The sequence below is a fragment of the Ruegeria sp. CG11 genome (assembly GCF_056537245.1).
On the sequence record NZ_JBQFRE010000011.1, the window covers coordinates 82,615 to 103,429 of the forward strand.

At 60.7% G+C, this 20,815-nt stretch carries 20 protein-coding genes, 1 other RNA gene and 1 riboswitch; of the genes, 9 read left to right on the forward strand and 12 right to left on the reverse strand.

Features of this window, described 5'->3' with window-relative positions; translation table 11 throughout:
• Positions 1-19 precede the first annotated feature (19 nt).
• A complete protein-coding gene (locus ACR0KW_RS18395; RefSeq protein WP_480806278.1) occupies positions 20-271 on the reverse strand; it encodes a GlsB/YeaQ/YmgE family stress response membrane protein in 252 nt (83 codons plus the stop codon).
• 74 nt (positions 272-345) lie between these two features.
• Positions 346-1,089, reverse strand: coding sequence for a transcriptional regulator FnrL (gene fnrL, locus ACR0KW_RS18400; protein ID WP_480806279.1), 744 nt, complete (start codon positions 1,087-1,089; stop codon positions 346-348).
• Positions 1,090-1,150: 61 nt separating this feature from the next.
• Between fnrL and hemN the strand changes: the two genes are divergently transcribed.
• Both hemN and ACR0KW_RS18410 read left to right on the forward strand, forming a co-directional pair.
• Positions 1,151-2,506 (forward strand): oxygen-independent coproporphyrinogen III oxidase, encoded by a 1,356-nt coding sequence (gene hemN / locus ACR0KW_RS18405; RefSeq protein ID WP_480806299.1) that lies wholly within the window; start codon positions 1,151-1,153, stop codon positions 2,504-2,506.
• A 176-nt stretch (positions 2,507-2,682) separates the two neighbouring features.
• Positions 2,683-4,611, forward strand: coding sequence for an elongation factor G (locus ACR0KW_RS18410; RefSeq protein WP_480806280.1), 1,929 nt, complete (start codon positions 2,683-2,685; stop codon positions 4,609-4,611).
• A gap of 20 nt (positions 4,612-4,631) precedes the next feature.
• On the opposite strand, the gene ACR0KW_RS18415 is transcribed toward ACR0KW_RS18410, so the two are convergent.
• The 5 genes from ACR0KW_RS18415 to ACR0KW_RS18435 form a co-directional block, all read right to left on the reverse strand.
• Positions 4,632-6,209, reverse strand: a complete 1,578-nt coding sequence (locus ACR0KW_RS18415) for an ABC transporter ATP-binding protein (protein ID WP_480806281.1) — start codon at positions 6,207-6,209, stop codon at positions 4,632-4,634.
• Entirely contained in the window at positions 6,206-7,312 is a 1,107-nt protein-coding gene (locus tag ACR0KW_RS18420) for an ABC transporter permease (RefSeq protein ID WP_480560920.1), read from the reverse strand. Before ACR0KW_RS18420 ends, ACR0KW_RS18415 begins: the two co-directional genes overlap by 4 nt.
• The gene (locus ACR0KW_RS18425; RefSeq protein ID WP_170328834.1) at positions 7,313-8,398 is read right to left on the reverse strand and encodes a microcin C ABC transporter permease YejB; all 1,086 of its coding nucleotides are present in this window, start codon (positions 8,396-8,398) and stop codon (positions 7,313-7,315) included.
• Between the two features lie 9 nt (positions 8,399-8,407).
• Positions 8,408-10,321 (reverse strand): extracellular solute-binding protein, encoded by a 1,914-nt coding sequence (locus ACR0KW_RS18430; RefSeq protein ID WP_480806282.1) that lies wholly within the window; start codon positions 10,319-10,321, stop codon positions 8,408-8,410.
• A 165-nt stretch (positions 10,322-10,486) separates the two neighbouring features.
• Entirely contained in the window at positions 10,487-10,996 is a 510-nt protein-coding gene (locus ACR0KW_RS18435) for a c-type cytochrome (RefSeq protein WP_170328882.1), read from the reverse strand.
• 119 nt (positions 10,997-11,115) lie between these two features.
• Here ACR0KW_RS18435 and ACR0KW_RS18440 point away from each other — a divergent pair, with 119 nt between their 5' ends.
• Positions 11,116-11,949, forward strand: a complete 834-nt coding sequence (locus ACR0KW_RS18440; RefSeq protein WP_480806283.1) for a prephenate dehydratase — start codon at positions 11,116-11,118, stop codon at positions 11,947-11,949.
• Positions 11,950-11,961: 12 nt separating this feature from the next.
• Here the strand turns inward: ACR0KW_RS18440 and ACR0KW_RS18445 are convergent, their stop codons facing one another.
• The 3 genes from ACR0KW_RS18445 to nudC are packed head-to-tail and all read right to left on the reverse strand — an operon-like array spanning position 11,962 to position 13,947.
• Positions 11,962-12,426, reverse strand: a complete 465-nt coding sequence (locus ACR0KW_RS18445; protein WP_480806284.1) for an N-acetyltransferase family protein — start codon at positions 12,424-12,426, stop codon at positions 11,962-11,964.
• 32 nt (positions 12,427-12,458) lie between these two features.
• On the reverse strand, positions 12,459-12,926 hold the full coding sequence (locus tag ACR0KW_RS18450) for an SRPBCC family protein (protein WP_480806285.1): 468 nt from the start codon (positions 12,924-12,926) through the stop codon (positions 12,459-12,461).
• 40 nt (positions 12,927-12,966) lie between these two features.
• Positions 12,967-13,947 (reverse strand): NAD(+) diphosphatase, encoded by a 981-nt coding sequence (gene nudC, locus ACR0KW_RS18455; RefSeq protein ID WP_480806286.1) that lies wholly within the window; start codon positions 13,945-13,947, stop codon positions 12,967-12,969.
• A gap of 175 nt (positions 13,948-14,122) precedes the next feature.
• Between nudC and ACR0KW_RS18460 the strand changes: the two genes are divergently transcribed.
• Both ACR0KW_RS18460 and ffs read left to right on the forward strand, forming a co-directional pair.
• Complete coding sequence (locus ACR0KW_RS18460) at positions 14,123-16,003, forward strand: bifunctional 2',3'-cyclic-nucleotide 2'-phosphodiesterase/3'-nucleotidase (RefSeq protein WP_480806287.1); 1,881 nt, start codon at positions 14,123-14,125, stop codon at positions 16,001-16,003.
• A 39-nt stretch (positions 16,004-16,042) separates the two neighbouring features.
• An RNA gene (gene ffs, locus ACR0KW_RS18465) (signal recognition particle sRNA small type) lies at positions 16,043-16,141 on the forward strand.
• A gap of 39 nt (positions 16,142-16,180) precedes the next feature.
• Here the strand turns inward: ffs and ACR0KW_RS18470 are convergent.
• The gene (locus ACR0KW_RS18470; RefSeq protein ID WP_480806288.1) at positions 16,181-17,038 is read right to left on the reverse strand and encodes an alpha/beta hydrolase family protein; all 858 of its coding nucleotides are present in this window, start codon (positions 17,036-17,038) and stop codon (positions 16,181-16,183) included.
• 142 nt (positions 17,039-17,180) lie between these two features.
• A riboswitch (cobalamin riboswitch) is annotated at positions 17,181-17,401 on the forward strand.
• Here ACR0KW_RS18470 and ACR0KW_RS18475 point away from each other — a divergent pair.
• Positions 17,359-17,487, forward strand: a complete 129-nt coding sequence (locus tag ACR0KW_RS18475; RefSeq protein WP_302479303.1) for a hypothetical protein — start codon at positions 17,359-17,361, stop codon at positions 17,485-17,487. (Overlaps the previous riboswitch by 43 nt.)
• Complete coding sequence (locus ACR0KW_RS18480) at positions 17,484-17,891, forward strand: hypothetical protein (RefSeq protein ID WP_480806289.1); 408 nt, start codon at positions 17,484-17,486, stop codon at positions 17,889-17,891. The genes ACR0KW_RS18475 and ACR0KW_RS18480 overlap by 4 nt, the downstream gene beginning before the upstream one ends.
• 1 nt (position 17,892) lies before the next feature.
• Here ACR0KW_RS18480 and ACR0KW_RS18485 read toward each other — a convergent pair whose 3' ends face one another.
• Positions 17,893-18,396, reverse strand: coding sequence for a protein-tyrosine phosphatase family protein (locus ACR0KW_RS18485; RefSeq protein ID WP_480806290.1), 504 nt, complete (start codon positions 18,394-18,396; stop codon positions 17,893-17,895).
• 131 nt (positions 18,397-18,527) lie between these two features.
• On the opposite strand from ACR0KW_RS18485, the gene ACR0KW_RS18490 reads away from it, so the two are divergent.
• Positions 18,528-20,279 carry a DNA polymerase III subunit gamma/tau gene (locus tag ACR0KW_RS18490; protein WP_480806300.1) on the forward strand — a complete coding sequence of 584 codons (1,752 nt, stop codon included), beginning with the start codon at positions 18,528-18,530 and terminating at the stop codon, positions 20,277-20,279.
• A 155-nt stretch (positions 20,280-20,434) separates the two neighbouring features.
• Entirely contained in the window at positions 20,435-20,779 is a 345-nt protein-coding gene (locus ACR0KW_RS18495) for a YbaB/EbfC family nucleoid-associated protein (protein ID WP_480806291.1), read from the forward strand.
• Positions 20,780-20,815 lie beyond the last annotated feature (36 nt).

The following is a 20,815-nucleotide window of genomic DNA, read 5'->3' on the forward strand; positions in this document are numbered from 1 at the left end:
GCCCCTCGGGGCGGCTTTTCTATCGTTTCACCAGTCCGATCAGGAACAGCAGGATCACTGCGCCGACCGTGGCGAAGAAGATGGAGGAGAATATACCGCCTCCGACAGCGAAACCCAGCGCGGGAAAGATCGTACCCGCCAGAAACGCACCCACGACGCCGACAATGACATTGCCGATCAGGCCAAAGCCGCGGCCTTCCATGATCTTGCCCGCCAGCCATCCGGCGACAGCGCCGATGAACAGCATCGCCAGAATGCTACTGAATTCCATGATTTTCTCCCGAGGATTGCTTCCTGCGGGCCAAGTTAAACACGGCGCGCGACCTCAGTCACGCCGCAAGCGCGTCAGACCAGAAACCCGCCGTCCGAGTCGTCACCCGCCTCTTCCATGAGACGCCCCATATCCGGGATCGTGACGTGGCGCTTGCCTTCCAGCAGAATGACCTGTTCCTTTTTCAGGGCCGAGATCTGACGGCTGACCGTTTCCAGCGTCAGGCCAAGGTAGTCCGCCATCGCCTCGCGGGTCAGGGGCAGGTCGAACACAATCGGGCCGGAATTGCCCTTCTTGTGGATCGAGGCGTCGCGGCGGGCAATGATCGACAGCAGGCTGGCAATCTTCTCACGTGCGGTTTTGCGCCCCAGCACCAGCATCCACTCGCGCGCTGCATCCAGCTCGTCCAGCGTCATCTGCAGCAGACGATGCGCGATATGCGGTGTAGAGTTCATCAGGTCTTCGAACGGCTTTTTGCGAAAGCAGCACATGACCAGATCGGTTGTCGCCTGCACGTCATAGGGCGCAGAATCACGCCCCGGCCGACCGACAAAGTCACTGGGCAGCAAAAGGCCAACCATTTGCGTGCGCCCGTCCTCCATCGTCTGTGTCAGTGATGCGATACCGGACACGACAGAGCCGACAAAGTTCATCTGATCTCCGGACCAGATGATCGTCTGACCTGCTTCGAAACTGCGATAATATTTAATACCTTCAAGCTCTTCCAGCTCGTTCGCGTCACAATGCGCGCACACTGCGCGATGCCGGATAGGGCAGTCTCCACAGTTCGTATGGTCGATCTTGAATATCGGTGTCATGCGCGTTTCCACTTGATCTCGGTCAAAGCATATGGCCGGGTCGTCCCTTAAACGTATCGCCATGATAGTGAAACCACAATTGGCAAAGCTTGGACTTTTTGACGCGAAAGTACCGCGTTATACAAGCTACCCCACCGCTCCCCACTTCAGCAATGACGTGGGGTCAAGTCTTTATAGCGACTGGATTTCCGGCCTCAAGTCCGGAAGTTCCGTATCGCTGTATATCCATGTCCCCTTCTGCCGCAGGCTGTGCTGGTTCTGTGCCTGCCGGACGCAGGGCACGCAGACGGACAATCCGGTCATCGCCTATGTCGACGTGCTGAAGGCCGAGCTGGACCTGCTGGCCGAGCGTCTGCCCGACGGGATCACCCTGTCGCGCCTGCACTGGGGGGGCGGCACGCCGACCCTGCTGAACCCGGATCTGATGCGCGATCTGGCGGCCCGGATTCTGGACGTGGTACCGCTGGGACCGAATGCCGAGTTTTCCGTTGAGATCGACCCGAACGAGATCGACGAAGGCCGTCTGGATGCACTGGCTGAGGCTGGTATGAACCGCGCCTCAATCGGGGTGCAGGATTTCGACGACGAGATTCAAAAGACCATCGGGCGTATCCAGAGCTATGATACCACCCGCGCAGCCGTGGACATGATCCGCGCGCGAGGGATCAACAGCCTGAACGCCGACATCCTGTATGGCCTGCCGCATCAGACCAAGACCCGGATGACGGAAAGCGTGCAGAAACTGCTGTCGCTCAGCCCGGACCGGGTGGCACTCTACGGCTATGCGCACGTACCCTGGATGGCCAAGCGGCAACAGCTGATTCCCTCGGACGCTCTGCCCACCCCCGAAGAGCGGCTGGACCTGTTCGATACCGCCCGCCGTCTGTTCATGTGGGACAACTACGCAGAAATCGGCATCGACCACTTTGCAACGCAGGACGACGGCCTGACCCATGCGCTGAATGCCGGGCGGCTCAAGAGGAACTTCCAGGGCTATACCGACGATCAGGCCGAGGTTCTGATTGGCGTTGGCGCTAGCTCGATCTCGCGCTTCCCGCAGGGCTATGCTCAGAACGCGCCCGCGACGTCCGCCCATACCAAGGCGATCCGCGAAGGGCGATTCTCGACCTCGCGCGGGCACCTGTTCAAAGGGCAGGACATCCTGCGCGCCCGACTGATCGAAGCGCTGATGTGCGATTTCCAGATCGACAGCGCCGAGATTCTGCGCGACCACGACATCACCGCCGACGAACTGCAACGTATGTATCACGAGGCCGACAACGCCTTTGACGGGTTGCTGCGCGTCACCAAGGACGGGTTGTTCATCCCGCCCGAGGCGCGCCCACTGACCCGCATGATCGCCGGCAGTTTCGACGCCTATGATCTAAGCAAAGCCGGCCACAGCTCAGCAATCTGACCCGACAAGAGGTCAGGACTTGACGCGACGGGTCGGTTTTTCACACACTTGCAGGGCGGGCGAACGTCTCGCCCGCACCTGAGGCAGGCCGAGTAACAGACAATTGCGCCGACGCATCCGCGTGAGGCTACCTTTTTCGTGCAGTCGATCTGCAATTTGAAAGAGGGACAGCACCTATGCGCGTTTTCACCGTCCTCGGCCCCAGCCAATCGGGCAAAACCACTCTGGTCGAGGCCATCAGCCGCCTCGACGACCGGCCCACAACATTCGACGTATCCGGAACCGTGCATTTGCACGGTTTTTCTTACTTGGACGAGCCCTGGTGCGCGATCGACGTGGATGGCGGCGGCGACAATCTGGCCTATGTCGGCCCGGCCATGGCCATCTCGGATGCCGCTGTGGTCGTCGTTCCGCCCGACCCGAACGCGGCGGTCCTGTGCGCCCCCTACCTGCGGCTTGTCGAAGAGGCAGGCATTCCCTGTTTCCTGTTCATCAACCGTATGGACAATCCCAATGGCCGCATCCGTGACATCATCGCGGCGCTTCAGACCTATTGCTCCCACCACATCGCCCTGCGGCAGGTGCCGATCCGTGAAGGCGACACGATCATCGGCGCGGTCGATCTGATCTCGGAACGGGCATGGAAGTATCAGGAGGGGCAGCCCTCGGCCCTGATCGAACTGCCACAATCGGTCGAAGACCGCGAACAGGAGGCCCGCACCGAGTTGCTGGAAACCCTGTCGGATTTCGACGACCACCTGCTGGAACAACTGATCGAGGATAAGCAACCGCCCAGCGACGAGGTCTATGATCTGGCCGCGCAGGTGCTGCAGAACCACCAGCTGATCCCGGCCTGTCTGGGTGCGGCCAGCCATGGCAACGGCCTGACCCGCCTGATGAAGGCGCTGCGGCATGAGGCACCCGAGTTCAGCATTGCGGCGGATCGTGACGAGGCGGCTGAGAATGCCCGCGCCATTGCCGGATTTGCGGATGTGAAGAAGCATATCGGCAAGATCGTCGTTTTGCGCGGTTTGGGTGATGGCGTGAAAGCGCATGAGAATCTGGGCGGCGAAACCGTCGGCAATCTGACCACGCTGGATGCCAAGACACAGATCGCGGATCTGCCAGCCGGACAGATCGGGCTGGCGGTGAAATCCGACCATCTGAACCCCGGCAACCTCTATGACAGCACCGAGGCGACACCGCTGCCGGAATGGGCTTCATCTCATCCCATCGCCTTCCGCCAAATCGTGTCCCCCGCGCATGAACGCGACGATGTACGTCTGTCGAACGCGCTGTCCCGTCTGGTCGAGATCGACCCCGGCCTGCATCTGGAGCAGGATGAATTGAGCGGCCACGCGGTTCTGGGCTCGCAAGGGCCGCAGCACATGCGGCGCGTCACCGCCAAGCTGGCCGAGGATTTCGGCATCGAGATCGCAACCGAGCAGGTTGAAACCGCCTATCGAGAGACCATCCGCGCACCCGTCGAACATCGCCACCGTCACCGCAAGCAATCCGGTGGCGCAGGGCAGTTTGCGGATGTGGTGATCTCGGTCGCGCCAATGCCGCGTGGAGCGGGTTTCCAGTTCGAGGAAATCGTCAAGGGGGGCGCAGTGCCCAAGAACTATATCCCGTCGGTCGAGCACGGCGCAAAGGATGCTCTGGCGCAAGGCCCCGAGGGCTTCCCGGTGGTCGATGTGAAGGTCACGCTGAGCGATGGCAAGCATCACAATGTCGACAGCTCGGACTATGCCTTCCGCACCGCTGGTAAGAACGCCGTGCGCGAAGCCCTGCCGCAGGCCAAACCCGTGGTCCTGCAACCAATCCTGAATGCCGAGATCCACCTGCCCTCGGATTTCGTGGGCGATCTGGTTCCGACCATCAGTTCTCTGCAGGGTCAGGTACTGGGCTTTGAAGGCAACCCCAACGCCTCGGGATGGGAGATTTTCAACGCCCAGCTTCCCGCCGTGGCCGAGGATGAGTTGCACCGCACCCTTGCCAGCGCCACACGCGGCACCGGCTGGGTCAAGCTGAGCTTCGATCACTATGAAGAGTTGCGTGGGCCGGTGCCGAAATCGGCATCACGCGAAACGGCCAGCGCCTGATAAACCGTGGCGGGCTGTATTCAGCCCGCCGCCGCGATCAGTTCGCGGGTATAGTCTGTCTGGGCGTTCTCGAACAGATCCTCGGCCGTGCCCATTTCAACAACGTCACCGTTCCGCATGACGATCACCTTGTGCGACATGGCACGCACGACCTTCAGATCATGGCTGATGAACAGATAGGCCAGCCCGTATTTCCGCTGCAGGTCACGCAGCAGGTCGACAATCTGTACCTGTACCGTCATGTCCAGCGCGCTGGTCGGTTCGTCCAGCACCAGCAGTTTGGGCCGCAGCACCATGGCGCGTGCAATCGCGATCCGCTGGCGCTGCCCGCCTGAGAATTCATGCGGGTAACGGTCCATCGCCGCCGGGTCGAGGCCCACTTCGGTCATCACCTCAGCCACCAGTTCGCGCGGCGCGCGGTGGGGGTCGACCTTGTGGATAGCCAACCCCTCGGCAATGATCTGCTGGCAGGTCATCCGCGGGCTGAGGCTGCCGAACGGGTCCTGAAACACGATCTGCATGTCCTTGCGCAGCCGCCGTAGCTGTCGCGTGGACCAGCGGCGCACATCCTGATCACGGTAGGTGATCCCGCCCTCGGACGCGATCAACCGCATGATCGCCAAAGCCAGCGTGGTCTTGCCCGAGCCGCTTTCGCCGACAATCCCCAAGGTTTCACCCGCACGGACGTTCAACGTGGCGTCGTTGACGGCCTTCACATAACCCACGGTCCGCTTCAGAAATCCGCGCTGGATCGGGAACCAGACCTTCAGGTTGTTCGTCCGGGCGACCTCTTCGGCGTCGGGCGCGACCGGGTCCGGATGGCCCGAGGGCTCGGCCCCCAGCAGTTTGCGCGTATAGGGGTGCTGCGGGTTGTCGAAAATCTCGGAGGTCACGCCGGTTTCGACGATCTCACCATCCTTCATCACGCAAACCCGGTCAGCGATGCGCCGCACGATCCCAAGATCGTGGGTGATGAACAGCATCCCCATGTTTTCAGATTTCTGCAGCTCGGCCAGCAGTTCGAGAATCTGCGCTTGAATGGTCACGTCCAGTGCAGTCGTCGGTTCGTCCGCGATCAGAATGTCCGGTTTGTTGGCCAGCGCCATGGCGATCATCACACGCTGCCGCTGCCCGCCCGACAGCTGGTGCGGGTAGCTGTCCAGCCGCTCGCGCGGATCGCGGATGCCCACCTTGGTCAGCAACTCGACAATACGTTCCCGCGCCGCATCACCCTTCAGTCCCTGGTGCAGAGCCAACGACTCGGCCATCTGCTTCTGGATCGTGTGCAGCGGGTTCAGCGAGGTCATCGGCTCCTGAAAGATAAAGCTGATGTCGTTGCCGCGCACATCCATCAGCTTATCCTGCGAGGCGCCGATCATCTCATCGCCATCGTATTTGACCGAGCCCTCGACAATGGCGCTGTCGCCCAGCAACGATACGGTGGACAGGGCGGTGACGGACTTGCCCGAACCGGACTCGCCCACCAAAGCCACGGTTTCGCCCCGATCCACGGTGAAGGACACCCCCTTGACCGCGGCGCTCACCTGCCCGTCCTGCTGGAACGAGACCTTGAGGTTGTTCACATCCAACAGGCTCATGAGAAGGTCTTTCTGGGATCAAACGCGTCGCGCACGCCCTCAAAGATGAAGACCAGCAGTGACAGCATGATGGCAAAAGTGAAAAACGCGGTGAAGGCCAGCCACGGCGCCTGCAGGTTTTGTTTCGCCTGCAAGGTCAGTTCGCCCAGCGACGGGGCCGAGGATGGCAGGCCGAAGCCCAGAAAATCCAATGAGGCCAGACCCGCGATGGTGCCTGTAACGATGAACGGCATGAAAGTCAGCGTGGCCACCATCGCGTTGGGCAGCATGTGGCGGAACATGATGGTCATGTTGCCCACGCCCAGCGCGCGCGCGGCCCGCACATATTCAAGGTTCCGCGCCCGCAGGAACTCGGCCCGTACAACGCCGACCAATCCGGTCCAGCTGAACAGGATCATCAACGCCACAAGCAGCCAGAAACTTCGTCCCAGAATGGCGAACATGATGATGATCACGTAAAGCGACGGCGTGGCGGACCAGATTTCGATGATGCGCTGGAACACGAGGTCCAGCCAGCCTCCGAAAAAGCCCTGAATGGCCCCAGCGAAGATACCGACGATACTGGCGGCACCGGTGACCATCAGCGTGAACAATATCGACAGGCGGAAACCGTAGATAACCCGCGCCAGCACATCGCGTTTGGTGTCATCCGTGCCCAACAGGTTCTGCCCGTTGGGCGGCAAAGGTGCGGCCCCCGGTCGATCCACGCTGGTGTTGAAGGAATATGGGATCAGCGGCCAGATGGCCCAGCCGCGTTCAAACCCGTCAGCCTGATAAGTCCCGGCCTTGATCTCATCAATGATGCCTTCGGGGTCGTCGAAACAGTCTTCGATCCCGCCGCTGTCGATCAGGCATTGCACCTCGGGGTCGCGATAGATCGCTTCGGTCTGGAAATCGCCGCCGAACTCGGTTTCCGGGTAGAAGTTGAAAATCGGCGTGTAGAATTCACCCCGGTATTTCACCAGAATTGGTTTGTCATTGGCGATGAACTCGGCAAACAACGAAAGGCCGAACAGCACCGAGAAGATGATCAGCGACCAGAACGCCCGCCCATTGCGGCGGAAGTTGCGCCAGCGGCGCTGGTTGAGTGGGGACAGTGCCATTTACCCCTCCCGCTTTTCGAAATCGATGCGCGGGTCGACCAGCACATACATCAGGTCGCTGATGATACCGACGACAAGGCTCATCAGGCCGAAGATAAACAGCGTCCCGAAAATCACCGGGTAATCCCGCGCCACGGCGGCCTCAAACCCCAGACGGCCCAGACCGTCCAGCGAGAAGATGGTTTCGATGATGATCGAGCCGCTGAAGAACACCCCGATGAACACAGCCGGAAAGCCCGCAATCACAATCAGCATGGCGTTGCGGAAGACATGCCCATACAGCACCTTACCCTCACTCAGGCCCTTGGCGCGGGCGGTCATGACGTATTGCTTTTTGATCTCATCCAGAAACGAGTTCTTGGTCAGCAGGGTCAGCGTCGCAAAGGCGGAAATCGTCAGGGCAATCACCGGCAGGGTAATGTGCCAGAAATAGTCGGCGATCTTGCCAAACAGGCTGAGACTGTCCCAATTGTCCGAGGTCAGCCCCCGCAGCGGGAAGATCTGCCAGTAGGAGCCACCTGCGAACAACACCAGCAACAGGATCGCGAACAGGAAACCGGGGATGGCATAGGCCACGATAATCATACCGCTGGTCCAGGTATCGAAGCGCGACCCGTCCTTGACGGCCTTGCGTATACCCAGCGGAATCGACACCAGATAAGCAATCAATGTCGACCACAGGCCCAGCGAAATTGAGACCGGCATCTTTTCCAGCACCAGATCAATCACACTGATCGAGCGGAAATAGCTCTCACCGAAATCCAGCGTCAGGTAATTGCCCATCATGTCGAGGAACCGCTCAAGCGGCGGTTTGTCGAACCCGAACTCTTTCTCAAGCTCTTCAATGAATTCCGGTGGCAGGCCACGCGCACCAACATAGCGGTCATTCGCGCCACCGGTCTGTTGCTCGATATCGCTGCCGCCACCGGCGATGCCTTCGAACACGTCGCCACCGCCTTCCATCTGGGCGATGATCTGTTCAATCGGGCCGCCGGGGACGAACTGAACCAGTGTAAAGTTGACGATCATGATCCCAAGCAGGGTTGGGATGACCAGCAACAGGCGTCTTAGAATATATGCTCCCATGGGGGCGGATTACCTCAACGCGCCCGAGGACTTCAACTCGGCTTCTTTCTCGGCATTGATCCACCACAGGTCCTGAATGCCCAAGTCATAGGGCGGCAGGTTTTCCGGGTATTCGTACATATCCCAATACGCGACCCAGTATTTGCCCAGATACCATGTCGGAACCATGATCCGCTTGGCGCGCAACACGCGGTCCAGCGCGCGGACATTGGCGAAAAGCTCCTCGCTTTCCGTGGCGGCAACGATGTTGTCGATCAGTGGCTCAATATCTGGGCCATGCGCACCCGATGGGTTGAATACGGAATACGAGGCCGCCTCGGTCCCGAATTGCTGATACAGGCCGGTCGAAGGCTGCAGTGACGTGGGATATCCGCCAACGATCATGTCAAAATCCCGGTCCCTGCGGCGCAGAGTGAACTGGGCGTTGTCGACGCGGTTGTATTTCGCATCCACGCCCATGGCGCGCAGGTTGTCAACGAAAGGCTGGATGATCCGGTCCAGGGTCGGCTGATCCGACAGGAATTCAATCGACAGCACCTCGCCATTCGCGTTGCGGCGGATGCCGTCGTCGCCGACCAGCCAACCGGCTTCGTCCAACAGTTTCATCGCCGCGCGTAGGTTGCGCCGGTCATTCTGACGCGCCGGGCGGGATTCATGCGCTGTGACCGGTTCTTCGGTCAGAACCGCCGGGTCCACTGCGTCACCAAGGGCCTGCAACACCTCAAGCTCGCGCCCCTCGGGCAGGCCGGTGGCTTCCAGATGCGTGCCTTCCCAGAACGAGCTGCGCTGCTGAAACAGGCCGTATTGCAGGCTTTCATTGGTCCATTCGAAGTTATAGGCAAGCTGAACCGCCTCGCGCACACGGGGGTCCTGAAACTGCGGACGGTCGAGGTTCATGACAAAGCCCGAGGCCGTCGGCACGTTACCATCCTCAAGTTCGGCCCGAACCACAGAGCCATTTGCGATCGCGGGAAAGTCGTAAGCGGTCGCCCAGCTTTTCGAGTTGTTCTCCTGCCGCAGTGTGAACGTGCCGGCCTTGAACCCCTCCATCGCGGCAATCGAGTCACTGAAATACTCGATACGGATGCTGTCGTAATTGTTGCGGCCTATGTTTACGTTCACATCATCGCCCCAATAGTCGGGGTTGCGCTTGTAAACGATACGCCGGTTGATGTCGTAACTGTCCAGAAGATACGGAGCCGAACCAATGCCCGGTACCAGACGGGATTTGTCCAGGCGGCGGTTTTCCGGGTCCGCTTCGAACCAAGCTTTGGAAAATACCGGCGTACCGCCCACCTGCGAAATCAACGCCCGACGTGGGATATCCGGCGCGAAATAGAATTTGACCCGGTGTTCATCCAATGCCTCGGCGCGTGGAATGCGCTTGCGAACCGCATCCGCGTAGGACTTCAACCCCTGGTCCAGCAGCAGGTTATGGGAGAAGACGACATCTTCGGCGGTCACGGGCGTGCCATCGGAAAACCGCGCCTCGGGGCGCATGTTGAAGATCACCCAATCCTGACTTTCCGGGTACTCCAGACTTTCCGCAAGAAGGCCGTAGTAGGACGCGGGCTCATCATAAGACGGATACAACAGGGATTCGTACTGATCCGCCGACCGTGCTCCGGCGCGACCCTGCCGCGTGAACGGGTTGAAACTGTCGAACGTACCCTGCGCGGCATAGGACAGCTCTCCACCCCGCGGCGCGTTCGGGTTCACATAGTCGAAATGAGCAAAGCCTTCGGGGTATTTCAGATCGCCAAATTCCGAAAAACCGTGGCTTTTGATGATCTTTTCTTCGGCAAACAGCTGCGTCGCTGCCAGCAGGACCAGAAACAGCCCCAGCATTGACGTATATGCCCAGCCCCTGAAATCCAATGCGCGCGCCTGTACGGTAGTTTTGCCGGATCTCATATTGCTCATCCCCTGCTTGGCCTCTGCCTATAATCTTTTGCATGCCAGCTAAATGACCAGCACTGTCAGGTTCAAGTTTAGAATGCGTGAACGCTTTGTGAAGATGTTGTTAGGCAAAAATAAAGCCGCTGCACGGGGCAGCGGCTTTGAAATTCAGTGCGGTTGATCACGGGATCAGTTGCCGATGGTCTGCAGATAAGCAATCAGATCGGCGCGCTCCTGCGGCTTTTTCAAACCGGCAAAGCTCATGGAAGTGCCCGAGATATAGGCGCTGGGGCGGGTCAGGAAGGCATCCAGCGCTTCGGGTGTCCAGTTGCCGCCATGGGCCTGCATTGATGCCGAGTAGCCTGTGAAGCCTTTGGCCGAAGCGACCGGACGGTCCACAATGCCGTACAGATACGGGCCGGTACCATTCGCGCCATCTTCCAGCTTGTGACAGGCGGTGCATTTACGGAAGACGCGCGCGCCCTTGTCCGGATCGGCGGCGGCCAGCATGTCTTCGAAGACCACTTCTTCACCGTCTGCGCTTTCACCAGAGCTTTCGGTTTCGATAATGTAAGAGGCCGTCTCACCATGCCCATCGGCATGGTACAGTGCCTCAGCGCCCCATTTGGCCAGAAGCAGCACCAAGAAGGTGCCAAACAGGCCTGCGGCGGCCTTGGTAACTGTCATCGTGTCGAACATTGATCGCGAGTCCATTTCAGCTGTCTGCGGGGTGTCTAAGGCTTCCCCTCGCAAGAGGCAAGGTATAGACACCGCGACTAAACGCCCAATTCTAGAACTTGTTGCACGGAATCGATCAAATGACCAATCGTATCGCATTTCAGGGGGAACCCGGTGCCTATAGCCACGAGGCCTGCCGCAATGCGCGCCCCGATATGGAGGCCCTGCCCTGCCGCACATTCGAGGACGTGATCGAATCGGTTCGCTCGGGCGAGGCCGATCTGGCGATGCTACCGGTCGAAAACACGACCTATGGCCGGGTGGCCGATATTCACCGGCTGCTGCCGCACAGCGGGCTGCATATCATCGACGAGGCTTTCGTGCGCGTGCATATCAACCTGCTGGCCGTGCCCGGGGCGACTTTGGCCGATATCACCGAGGCGCATTCGCATCTGGTCCTGCTGCCGCAATGCGCCGGGTTCCTGAACGAACACAACATCCGCGGTCGGGTCAGCCCCGACAACGCGCGCGCCGCGCGTGAGGTGTCAGAGCAGGGCGATCTGCACTCGGCAGCGCTGGCCAGCGAACTGGCCGGCGAAATCTATGGGTTGAACGTACTGGCGCGCCATATCGAGGATCAGGACAACAACACCACCCGCTTTCTTGTCATGTCCCGGCAGGCGGACCTGTCCCGGCGCGGACCCTATGGTATGATCACCAGCTTCGTCTTTCAAGTGCGCAACATTCCGGCGGCGCTGTACAAGGCGATGGGCGGCTTTGCCACAAACGGGATCAACATGACCAAGCTGGAAAGCTACATGGTCGATGGATCGTTCACTGCAACGCAGTTCTATGCCGATATCGTCGGTCACCCTGACGACCACAATGTACAACTGGCCATGGATGAGCTGGAGCACTTCACAACCAATGTCGAAGTGCTGGGCGTTTATCCCGCAGCCCACCCGCGCGGCTGATCACCCGGGTCGTTACAAGGTGTATTTCTTGGAAACACTGCCCGCAGACTGCCGGTAGTCGACAAATCCCATCGCTTGATAATAGCCTAGTCCCTCAGCGTTCTCGGCCCCGATGGTCGCATCGATATACTTGATTCCAGCCGCCCGTGCCGCCGACAGCGATTCCTGAAAGATGGCGCGCCCGATCCCCAAACGCGCTGCTGTGGGGCGAATATGCGTTCCTATGATGCCCCAACCTTCGGGCACGTCGTAGGCATTTCCCTTAATCGCCCTTTTCAGCGACTGAAGCCCAAGCAAGCGTCCATCCAGCACGGCCACGGTGCACTGAATTCCACATGGATCGGCAATGTAGTTCGCCCTGACAAAGTCAGCATTGCTTGGCCGAGATCGTTTTCCGGCGGCTGTCAGCTCTTCCAGCAACTTCGACAGGCCTTCGGCATCGTCCAAAACGGCCTTTCGAAAAACCAGATTATTCATCCCGAACCACCGCCCTTTGTTCCTTGCCCTTTTCAGCCGCCGTGCAAATGGCGCTCTTCCATCTCTCGGGCGAATTCGCTGAGCCGAAACTGAAACTGCCGCCGGAACCGCGCCTGACCCAGCCGCAGCGATTGCAGCAACAGCCGCGCGGGTAAGGATCTGGCGGCAAGCGACATGTCGACGCTTAGCCGGGTGCGGCGCTGCGACAGGGCCAGGAATTCAATGATCGTCACCCCGTTCATGCCCTTGCTGACCGCATCGAACCGCAAAAGGGATGGCGGATCGCATTCTGCCATTTCAATCGCGACTTGCCGGGGCTTGCCGCGCAGCTTGAACTCGGTTTCCCACTGAGTACCAGGCAACACGCCCATATGGCCCGACAGACGCCGCACTTCGATCCCGCGGCGCATTGCCATACGTTCGAAGCGCTCAAAATCAGCAACCATTTCGAACACCGCATTGATCGGGGCTTCGATATCTTCGCGCGCTGTAAATTGCATGACGGTTTCGTGGTTCTCTTGGCTGTAGACTCTGTATCTGTCAGTCCAGCGTATCCGCAAGCCAGTTTTGCAGCAGGAAATGCGCAATGGCCCCCTTGCGGGCTGGCAGCAGCTGCGGATGCTCGCCGGCGAAGGCCTGCATCATCTCGGGCTTGCTGACCCACATCGCGTCCTCGATTTCCACCGGATCGATGGTGATCTCGCGCGACAGCGCCTCACCTGCACAGCCAAACATCAATGAGGCCGGAAACGGCCAGGGCTGGCTGGACAGATAGCTGACTGCCCCGACAGGCACACCCGCCTCTTCCATCACCTCGCGCCGGACCGCGGCCTCGAGCGTTTCGCCGGGCTCAACGAAACCGGCCAGCAGAGAATACATCCCCTCGGGCCACCCCGGAGACCGCCCCATCAGCACCGAATCCCCGTGCGTGATCAACATGATGACCACCGGGTCGGTGCGCGGAAAGTGTTGCCCGCCGCAGGACGGGCAACTGCGCTGCCATCCGGCTTGTGATATTTCGCTGGCGGCACCGCAGCGGGCGCAGAACCGATGAGTTTCATGCCATCCAATCACCGCCTTGGCCGCCGCGGCCAGCTCCGCATCGCGGGCCGACAGGCGGGTCATGATCCGGCGCAGCTCGGCAAAGACATGGCCACGGGGCAGGTCCGGATGCTGCTGTTCGGTCCGATCGACAAACGCCCCCAACTGGGACATGTCCAGCCCCTCGGGGGACCAGTTCGAGATATCGAGGGCAAAAACCGGCGACCCGTCCGAGAGACCCAGAAACACAGGTTCCTCCACTCTGCCGCCCGGTCCGGTCTGCACCAACTCGTGCGTCACGGGGATCAGACCCAGCCGATCCAGCGCCTCGCCCTCAACCAGTGGCTTTCCCCGCCACAGCAGCAGGCAGGACGCCTGCGGATGGGCGCGCATCCGCGCAAGCTGGTCCGCATCCCCCCGGATATGCGCCGCACGCTCCAGGCCTGAACCGCCAAACGTCACAAGTTCCGCATGCTTCATGAGTGTTCCTTTGGATCTTCGGCACAGGGCTGCCACGGCAGCAGCAGCGTTGCAATGGCAATTCCAAACACCCGGAAGCCAGACGTCGTCAAAAGATCGCAGGCACGCCTTGCAAATTGCATGTACTATACTTTTTAGGGAATATGCTTAACAACCAACTGCCAGAAGTAGAAACTTGACACGTTCCGCTCATCCGCCCTGTTCCGAAATAAAAATACGGATTTTGGCAACCTCCGATCTGCATATGAACCTGAGTGGCTTCGATTATTACTCGGACGCCCCAGAGCCCTCAATCGGGTTCACGCGGACCGCCAGCCTGATCCGGGCCGCGCGGGCCGAAGCGGTGACGGCTGGCGCGCTGGTTCTGCTGTTCGACAACGGAGATTCGCTGCAGGGAACTCCGATCGGGGACTGGGCTGCGGAACCGGCCAATACACCGCATATCCTGATGCAGGCCTTTGGAGATCTGGGCTACGACGCCATTGGGCTGGGCAACCATGATTTCGGCTTTGGGCTGAGTGTTCTGGACCGTATTCTGACTGACGCCCCCTGTCCGGTGGTGTGCAGCAACGCTCACCGTCAGGACGCAGATCCCCCGTGGCAAAGTGATGCGATCCTGACGCGCATGGCCCTGTACCAGGGCCAGCAGGTTGCGCTGAAGATCGGTGTGATTTCGGTTCTCCCCCCGCAGACTGCAAAGTGGGAGGCGCACCGGCTACAGGACCGGGTCGTCATGGGCGATATTCTGACCTGCGCCCGCAACAAGGTGCGGGACTTGCAGGCGAAGGGCTGTGATCTGATCATTACGCTGGCGCATACGGGGTTGGGATCGCCCATTGCGGAACCCGATATGGAAAACGCTGTTATCCCGCTGGCCGCCATTGACGGCATTAATGCCGTTATCGCCGGGCATTCCCACCTGACACTCCCCGGTCCAGCGCATGAGGGGCTGGACCGTGTCGATGCCGCCCGAGGCCGGGTGCACGGGAAGCCGGTGGTCATGCCAGGCCCCGCAGGATCGAATCTGGGGCTGATTGACCTGACACTGCACAGGGCAGATGACGGGACGTGGGCAATTCAGGACCACAGTACCGAATTGCGCTCAGTTTGCCCGGTCGGCACTGACGGCGTGGGCCATCCGGTTGCAGAAAACCCGAATTTGCTGCGCCTTTTCGACGAGGGACATAAGGAAACACGTCGTCACACGGCGCAGCCGGTGGGCCGAACCGACCGGCATTTGCACAGCTATTTCAGCTTTTGCGCCCCGGACAGGGGGCTTGCATTGGCCGCAGCGGCGCAGGCAGCGGCCCTGCGCCCGCATTTGCAGGGGACACCATTTGCAAAGCTGCCTGTTCTGTCCGCAGTGACACCTTCTAAATTCGGCGGGCGCGCCGGACCTCGGTTTTATACCGATGTACCGCCGGGGCAGGTTTTCCTGCGCCACATTAACGACCTGTATGTCTTTCCCAACGAGTTGCAGGCCGTTGTCGTCAATGGCGCGCAGATTGGCGACTGGCTGGAAATGTCGGCGGGCGTGTTCAATCAGATCGAACCGGGCTGTGAATCCGATCTGGTCGATCCCAGCCGAGCCGGGCACAATTTCGACGTTCTGCTGGGGTTGAGCTATAAAATCGATCTCTCGCACCCGCCGCGCTTTGCTGCCTCCGGTCATCTGATCGACCCGGCGCATCGCCGTATTCACGACATCCGATTCGAGGGGCGCCCTGTAGCCAACGACCAGCGCTTTGTCGTCGCGCTTAACAATTACCGCGCCAACGGGGGCGGCCATTTCCCCTTTGTAGAACAAGCCGAGCCGATCCCGATGCCCGCGCGACCGGTCCAACACATCCTGCAGGATTACTTCTCGGGTGCCCTGCCGCGTGATCCGCTGGAACACGCGCCCCGAGCTTTTCGGTTTGCGCCAATACCCGCTGCGACGACCTTGCTCAGGACCGGCCCGAAAGCCCGCGATCACATTGCCGAGCTTGAGGAATACGCCCCCGAGCTGGTTGGAGAAGACGATGAGGGCTTTTTGCTGATCCGTTTGACGCTCTGACGGGTTGTCTTTTCCGCGCCTGTTGCCTATATCGAGCGTCGAGAGGTTGGCGCGGGCGAGCGCCTCGCCAACCTGGTCAGGTCCGGAAGGAAGCAGCCACAACGAGCCCCGCTTGGGTCGATGTCCAACCTCTCACTTCTTCCTCATAGCGAATACAGAACGCCGGAAGCGGCAGTGTCATGCAATCAGTCGCGGCCAAACGGCAGCGTTGCGGCGCGCGAAGGCACCGATATGGCCAACGCCGGGCAGGCCGAATTCACCGGGTGACAACAGATGACGCCGCGCGAGCGACCCATACAAATCAGCCAGCCGCCAGACTGCCGCTGGTGGCACAAGATCGTCATCCTCGAAGGTGAACAGATCCACAGGCGTCTCTGACTGCGCCCAGCGCGCTTCAGGCAGAGTGACCCCGATCTCGGGCAGATAGTTGCGCGGCGCAGTACACCACCGTCGCCACTGCCAATAGACCGATGCAGGCAGATCTGCCCCGAACCCCAGCGCCTTGCCCGGAAGATACCCCAAGGCTTTTACCGCCAAGGGCGCATGGCCGTACCAGAACAGCAAAGCCAGCGCCCGATAGGGCCAGGGGTGATCCGACACCGTCACGGGCCCGGAACAGACGCAGATCATACGGTCGATCTGATCGATGTCAGGTTGTATTGGCCCAAGCATCCCGCCGACGGAATGACCGATGCTCCACTGCTGCGCATCGGGAAACCTGCGCCGCATCTCGGCCCGCGCGGCGGGCATGTCGATCAAAGCCCAGTCGGCCATCTTGACCCGCGATGCCCGCAACGGCCCGCGCAAAGAATGACCAAAATCGCTGTAGTCATAGGTCAGACAGACCATCCCCTGTACCTCAGCCAGCCAGCGGGCAAAATGCTGATAGTAATCCCGCGGCACGCCAGTTGCGCCGTGAATGACCACGACCACTCTAGGAGCCACCGTCGGCAGATACAGGCGTGCGGACAGGGTTCCAGCGCCTGACGGAAACCGGAAATCCTCGGTCGATACAGTCTGTGCAGCGTCCAGCATGGGGCGGCCTCCGGGTTTTTGAACCGATCAGTTCACTTCCTCCAGTCCGCCGTGATTCTCGCCACAAGTCAACAGCGCCCGAACATGACCACACGTCCACTTGGCCGCGCAAATTGCCCGCTTGACTCGGGCCGCCCGCACCAGCTAGCGATGCGGTGATGGTTCTCGTCCCCGGTCCCGGGGCGGGATGAAAAGGGAACACGGTGCGGTTCTGCCCGGTTATGCCGGAACGAACCAAGGCCGCGACTGCCCCCGCAACTGTAAGCGGTGAGCAATGCCGAAACACCACTGGCCGCAAGGCTGGGAAGGTCGGCAAAGCGATGACCCGCAAGTCAGGAGACCTGCCATCGAAGCAAAACCGAAACTCGGGCGGGGTGTCCGGGCAGGTCGTCAGCACGCTGTCACACCTGTTCTACGCCCCCGTCCTGCGCGCGGAGGGCGCACCATGATCTGGAAGACGAAGACACATCAATTCACCGCAACCGTTTGCCAGAAAACCGGCAAAACCTGCCCTGCTCTGGCACAGATGGCCCGCGCAGTCGTGCAGGCGATGGAGGCCGCCGCACCTGCGACCACCCCGGATTTCGAAGTTGAGGGCAGCAGCGAACTGACCCATTGCGCGCAGGGCTGTTTTGCACGGTTTCGCGCGCAGGCGGATCAGATTCGCGTGTTTTGCGGAACCGATGTCGATACCGCGATCGAAACGCTGGACGATTATGCGGATATGATGTTCGGCCTTGAATTCACGACCCGCCCGGCCAAGCTACTGCCGACACCGCCCTGCGCGATGCTCGAAGCCTCGGTGATTGCGCAAAGCCCCGTTGCGCAGCCGGAACGGCACGCGGCGCTATGAACTAGTTGTATGGCCGGGTGCCGGACGCCTGTGCGGCCCACTCCAACTGGCCGTCGGTCTCAACGGCGCAGGGCCGCACGGCGCGCAGGCGTTTCAGCGCTGCCTCGGGGCGTTCGCCGTGTTCGACCATAAGGCGCAGGGCAATCATCCCGGACCGCCCGCAACCGCCCCGGCAATGTACCAACACCCGCCCTCCGCGGGCCAGAACCTGTGCCGCCACCGCGCTGACCTCGGGCCATGCGGCCTGCACCTCAGGCGGCGGCGCACCAAAATCCATGACCGGCAGATGCGCCCAGCCGATTGCCGCGGCGCGCAGATCGTCGCCGAATCCGGCGGCACCCTCCTGCAGCATCTCACCTTCAGTGGTCATGGAAATCACCAGATCGGGCTGCCAGTCTCGAACGACGCCAAGATCTTGCAGGTAATTGCCCGCACGCCCCGGCAGCGGCGAGAGGGCAACCGTACCGTTCCCCACCTGCACGGGATGAATTGCAAACAGTCTCAAGCGATAGCCCTCCTACCTACGCGTCTATGGTACATAAACTGCGACGCAAACGGAAATTCGCCAAGCGGGATGTGGACGCGGGCGGCGGGGGTCTCTACGCTGGATCGGAACCCGAATCCGACAGAGCAGACATGAACGACACGCCCAGCCCCGCCTATCAGGTTCTTGCCCGCAAATACCGCCCGGAAACCTTTGCTGACCTCGTTGGCCAGGACGCCATGGTGCGCACGCTGAAAAATGCGTTCGAGGCCGACCGGATCGCGCAGGCCTTCATCATGACCGGCATTCGCGGCACCGGCAAAACCACTACGGCGCGGATCATCGCCAAAGGCATGAACTGCATCGGTCCAGATGGCGAGGGCAAGCCGACCACCGAACCCTGCGGCCAGTGCGAACATTGCGTGGCCATCATGGAGGGCCGCCACGTCGACGTCATGGAGATGGACGCCGCCAGCCGCACCGGCGTAAACGATATTCGCGAGATCATCGACAGCGTCCGATATCGCGCTGCCTCTGCCCGCTACAAGATCTACATCATCGACGAGGTCCACATGCTCTCGACCAGTGCGTTCAACGCGCTACTCAAGACGCTTGAGGAACCGCCCGAACATGTGAAGTTCATCTTCGCCACAACCGAGATTCGCAAAGTCCCGGTAACGGTGTTGTCCCGCTGTCAGCGGTTCGACCTGCGCCGGATTGAACCTGAGGACATGATCGGCCTGCTCAGCAAGATCGCAGCGGCCGAGAACGCCCAGATCGCGGATGACGCGCTGGCGCTGATCACCCGCGCGGCCGAGGGGTCGGCGCGGGATGCAACTTCTCTGCTGGACCAGGCAATCTCGCACGGGGCCGGGGAAACCAGCGCCGACCAAGTGCGCGCAATGCTGGGCCTGGCCGATCGCGGGCGGGTGCTGGACCTGATGGACATGATCCTGCGCGGCGACGCGGCGGGCGCCCTGACCGAACTGAGCGCACAATATGCCGAGGGCGCCGACCCGCTGGCAGTGCTGCGCGATCTGGCTGAAATCACTCACTGGGTGTCGGTTGTTAAAATCACGCCGGATGCAGCCGAGGACCCGACAGTTTCACCGGATGAACGTGCCCGTGGTGTGCAAATGGCCGAAGCCCTGCCAATGCGGGTGCTGACCCGGATGTGGCAAATGCTGCTGAAAGCGCTGGAAGAGGTCTCAGCCGCACCAAACGCCATGATGGCCGCCGAAATGGCGGTGATCCGCCTGACACATGTGGCCGACCTGCCCAGCCCAGAGGAACTGATCAAACGGCTGCAAGATACACCGCCGCCCCCACCTAACGGCGGCCCCGGCGGCGGCATGGCCATACCGTCCCATGCGCCTGCTCAGCCTGCTCCCGCAACGTATACCCCGACTGCGCGTGGGCCAGCTGGCGCACCCACCGCCGCGCTGGCGCAGGACACTCAGTCAGCCCTTGCGCGCTATCCCAGCTTTGACCATGTCGTCGAACTGATCCGGACGAACCGCGACGTGAAATTACTGGTCGAGGTCGAAAACGGCGTCCGCCTCGTGTCCTACCAACCCGGCCGGATCGAGTTCACACCTACAGACAACGCCCCTACCGATCTGGCCGCCCGGATCGGCTCGGCATTACAGCGGTGGACCGGAAACCGCTGGGCGGTGTCAATCGTTGCCGACGGGGATGCTGCAACCATCGCCGAGGTTCGCGACGCAGCCGATCTGGCATTGAAAGCACAGGCCGAGCAGCACCCTTTGGTTCAGGCCGTCCTGATGCAGTTTCCCAAAGCGCGCATCAAACGGATCGAGACACCGGAAGAACGCGCCGCCAAGGTCGAAACCGAAGCCTTGCCCGAGGTCGAAGACGAATGGGACCCCTTCGAGGAAGACTAACGTAGACCATCCCCGGAATTCTCCCGCGCTGCCGGGCCCAACCGGAGGAAAGGTCTTGCCAAAGACCTTGACGACGGGCGGGAGCACGCTCGCCCCTTGTGCCGCGCCGATGGCATCCGTATTTAGGCGGCAAACCGATACACAGGAGAAATACAATGCTCAAAGGACTCGGCGGTCTGGGTGATATGGCCAAGATGATGAAATCCGCGCAGGATTTGCAGACCAAGATGACCGAAATGCAGGAAGCGCTGAACAACCTGATGGTTGTGGGCGAATCCGGCGCAGGTCTGGTCAAGGCAACCGCCACCGCCAAAGGGGAACTCAAAGGTCTGGACATCGACCCGTCGATCTTTAATGGCGATGACAAGGAAGTGGTCGAGGACCTGATCCTGGCCGCCATCAAGGACGCGCAGACCAAAGCGACCGAACGCTCGCAGGCCGAGATGGCAAAACTGACCGAAAGCATGGGTCTGCCCGCAGACATCAAACTGCCGTTCTGATACACACTCCTGACGGAATACCGGCCGGGCACCCCA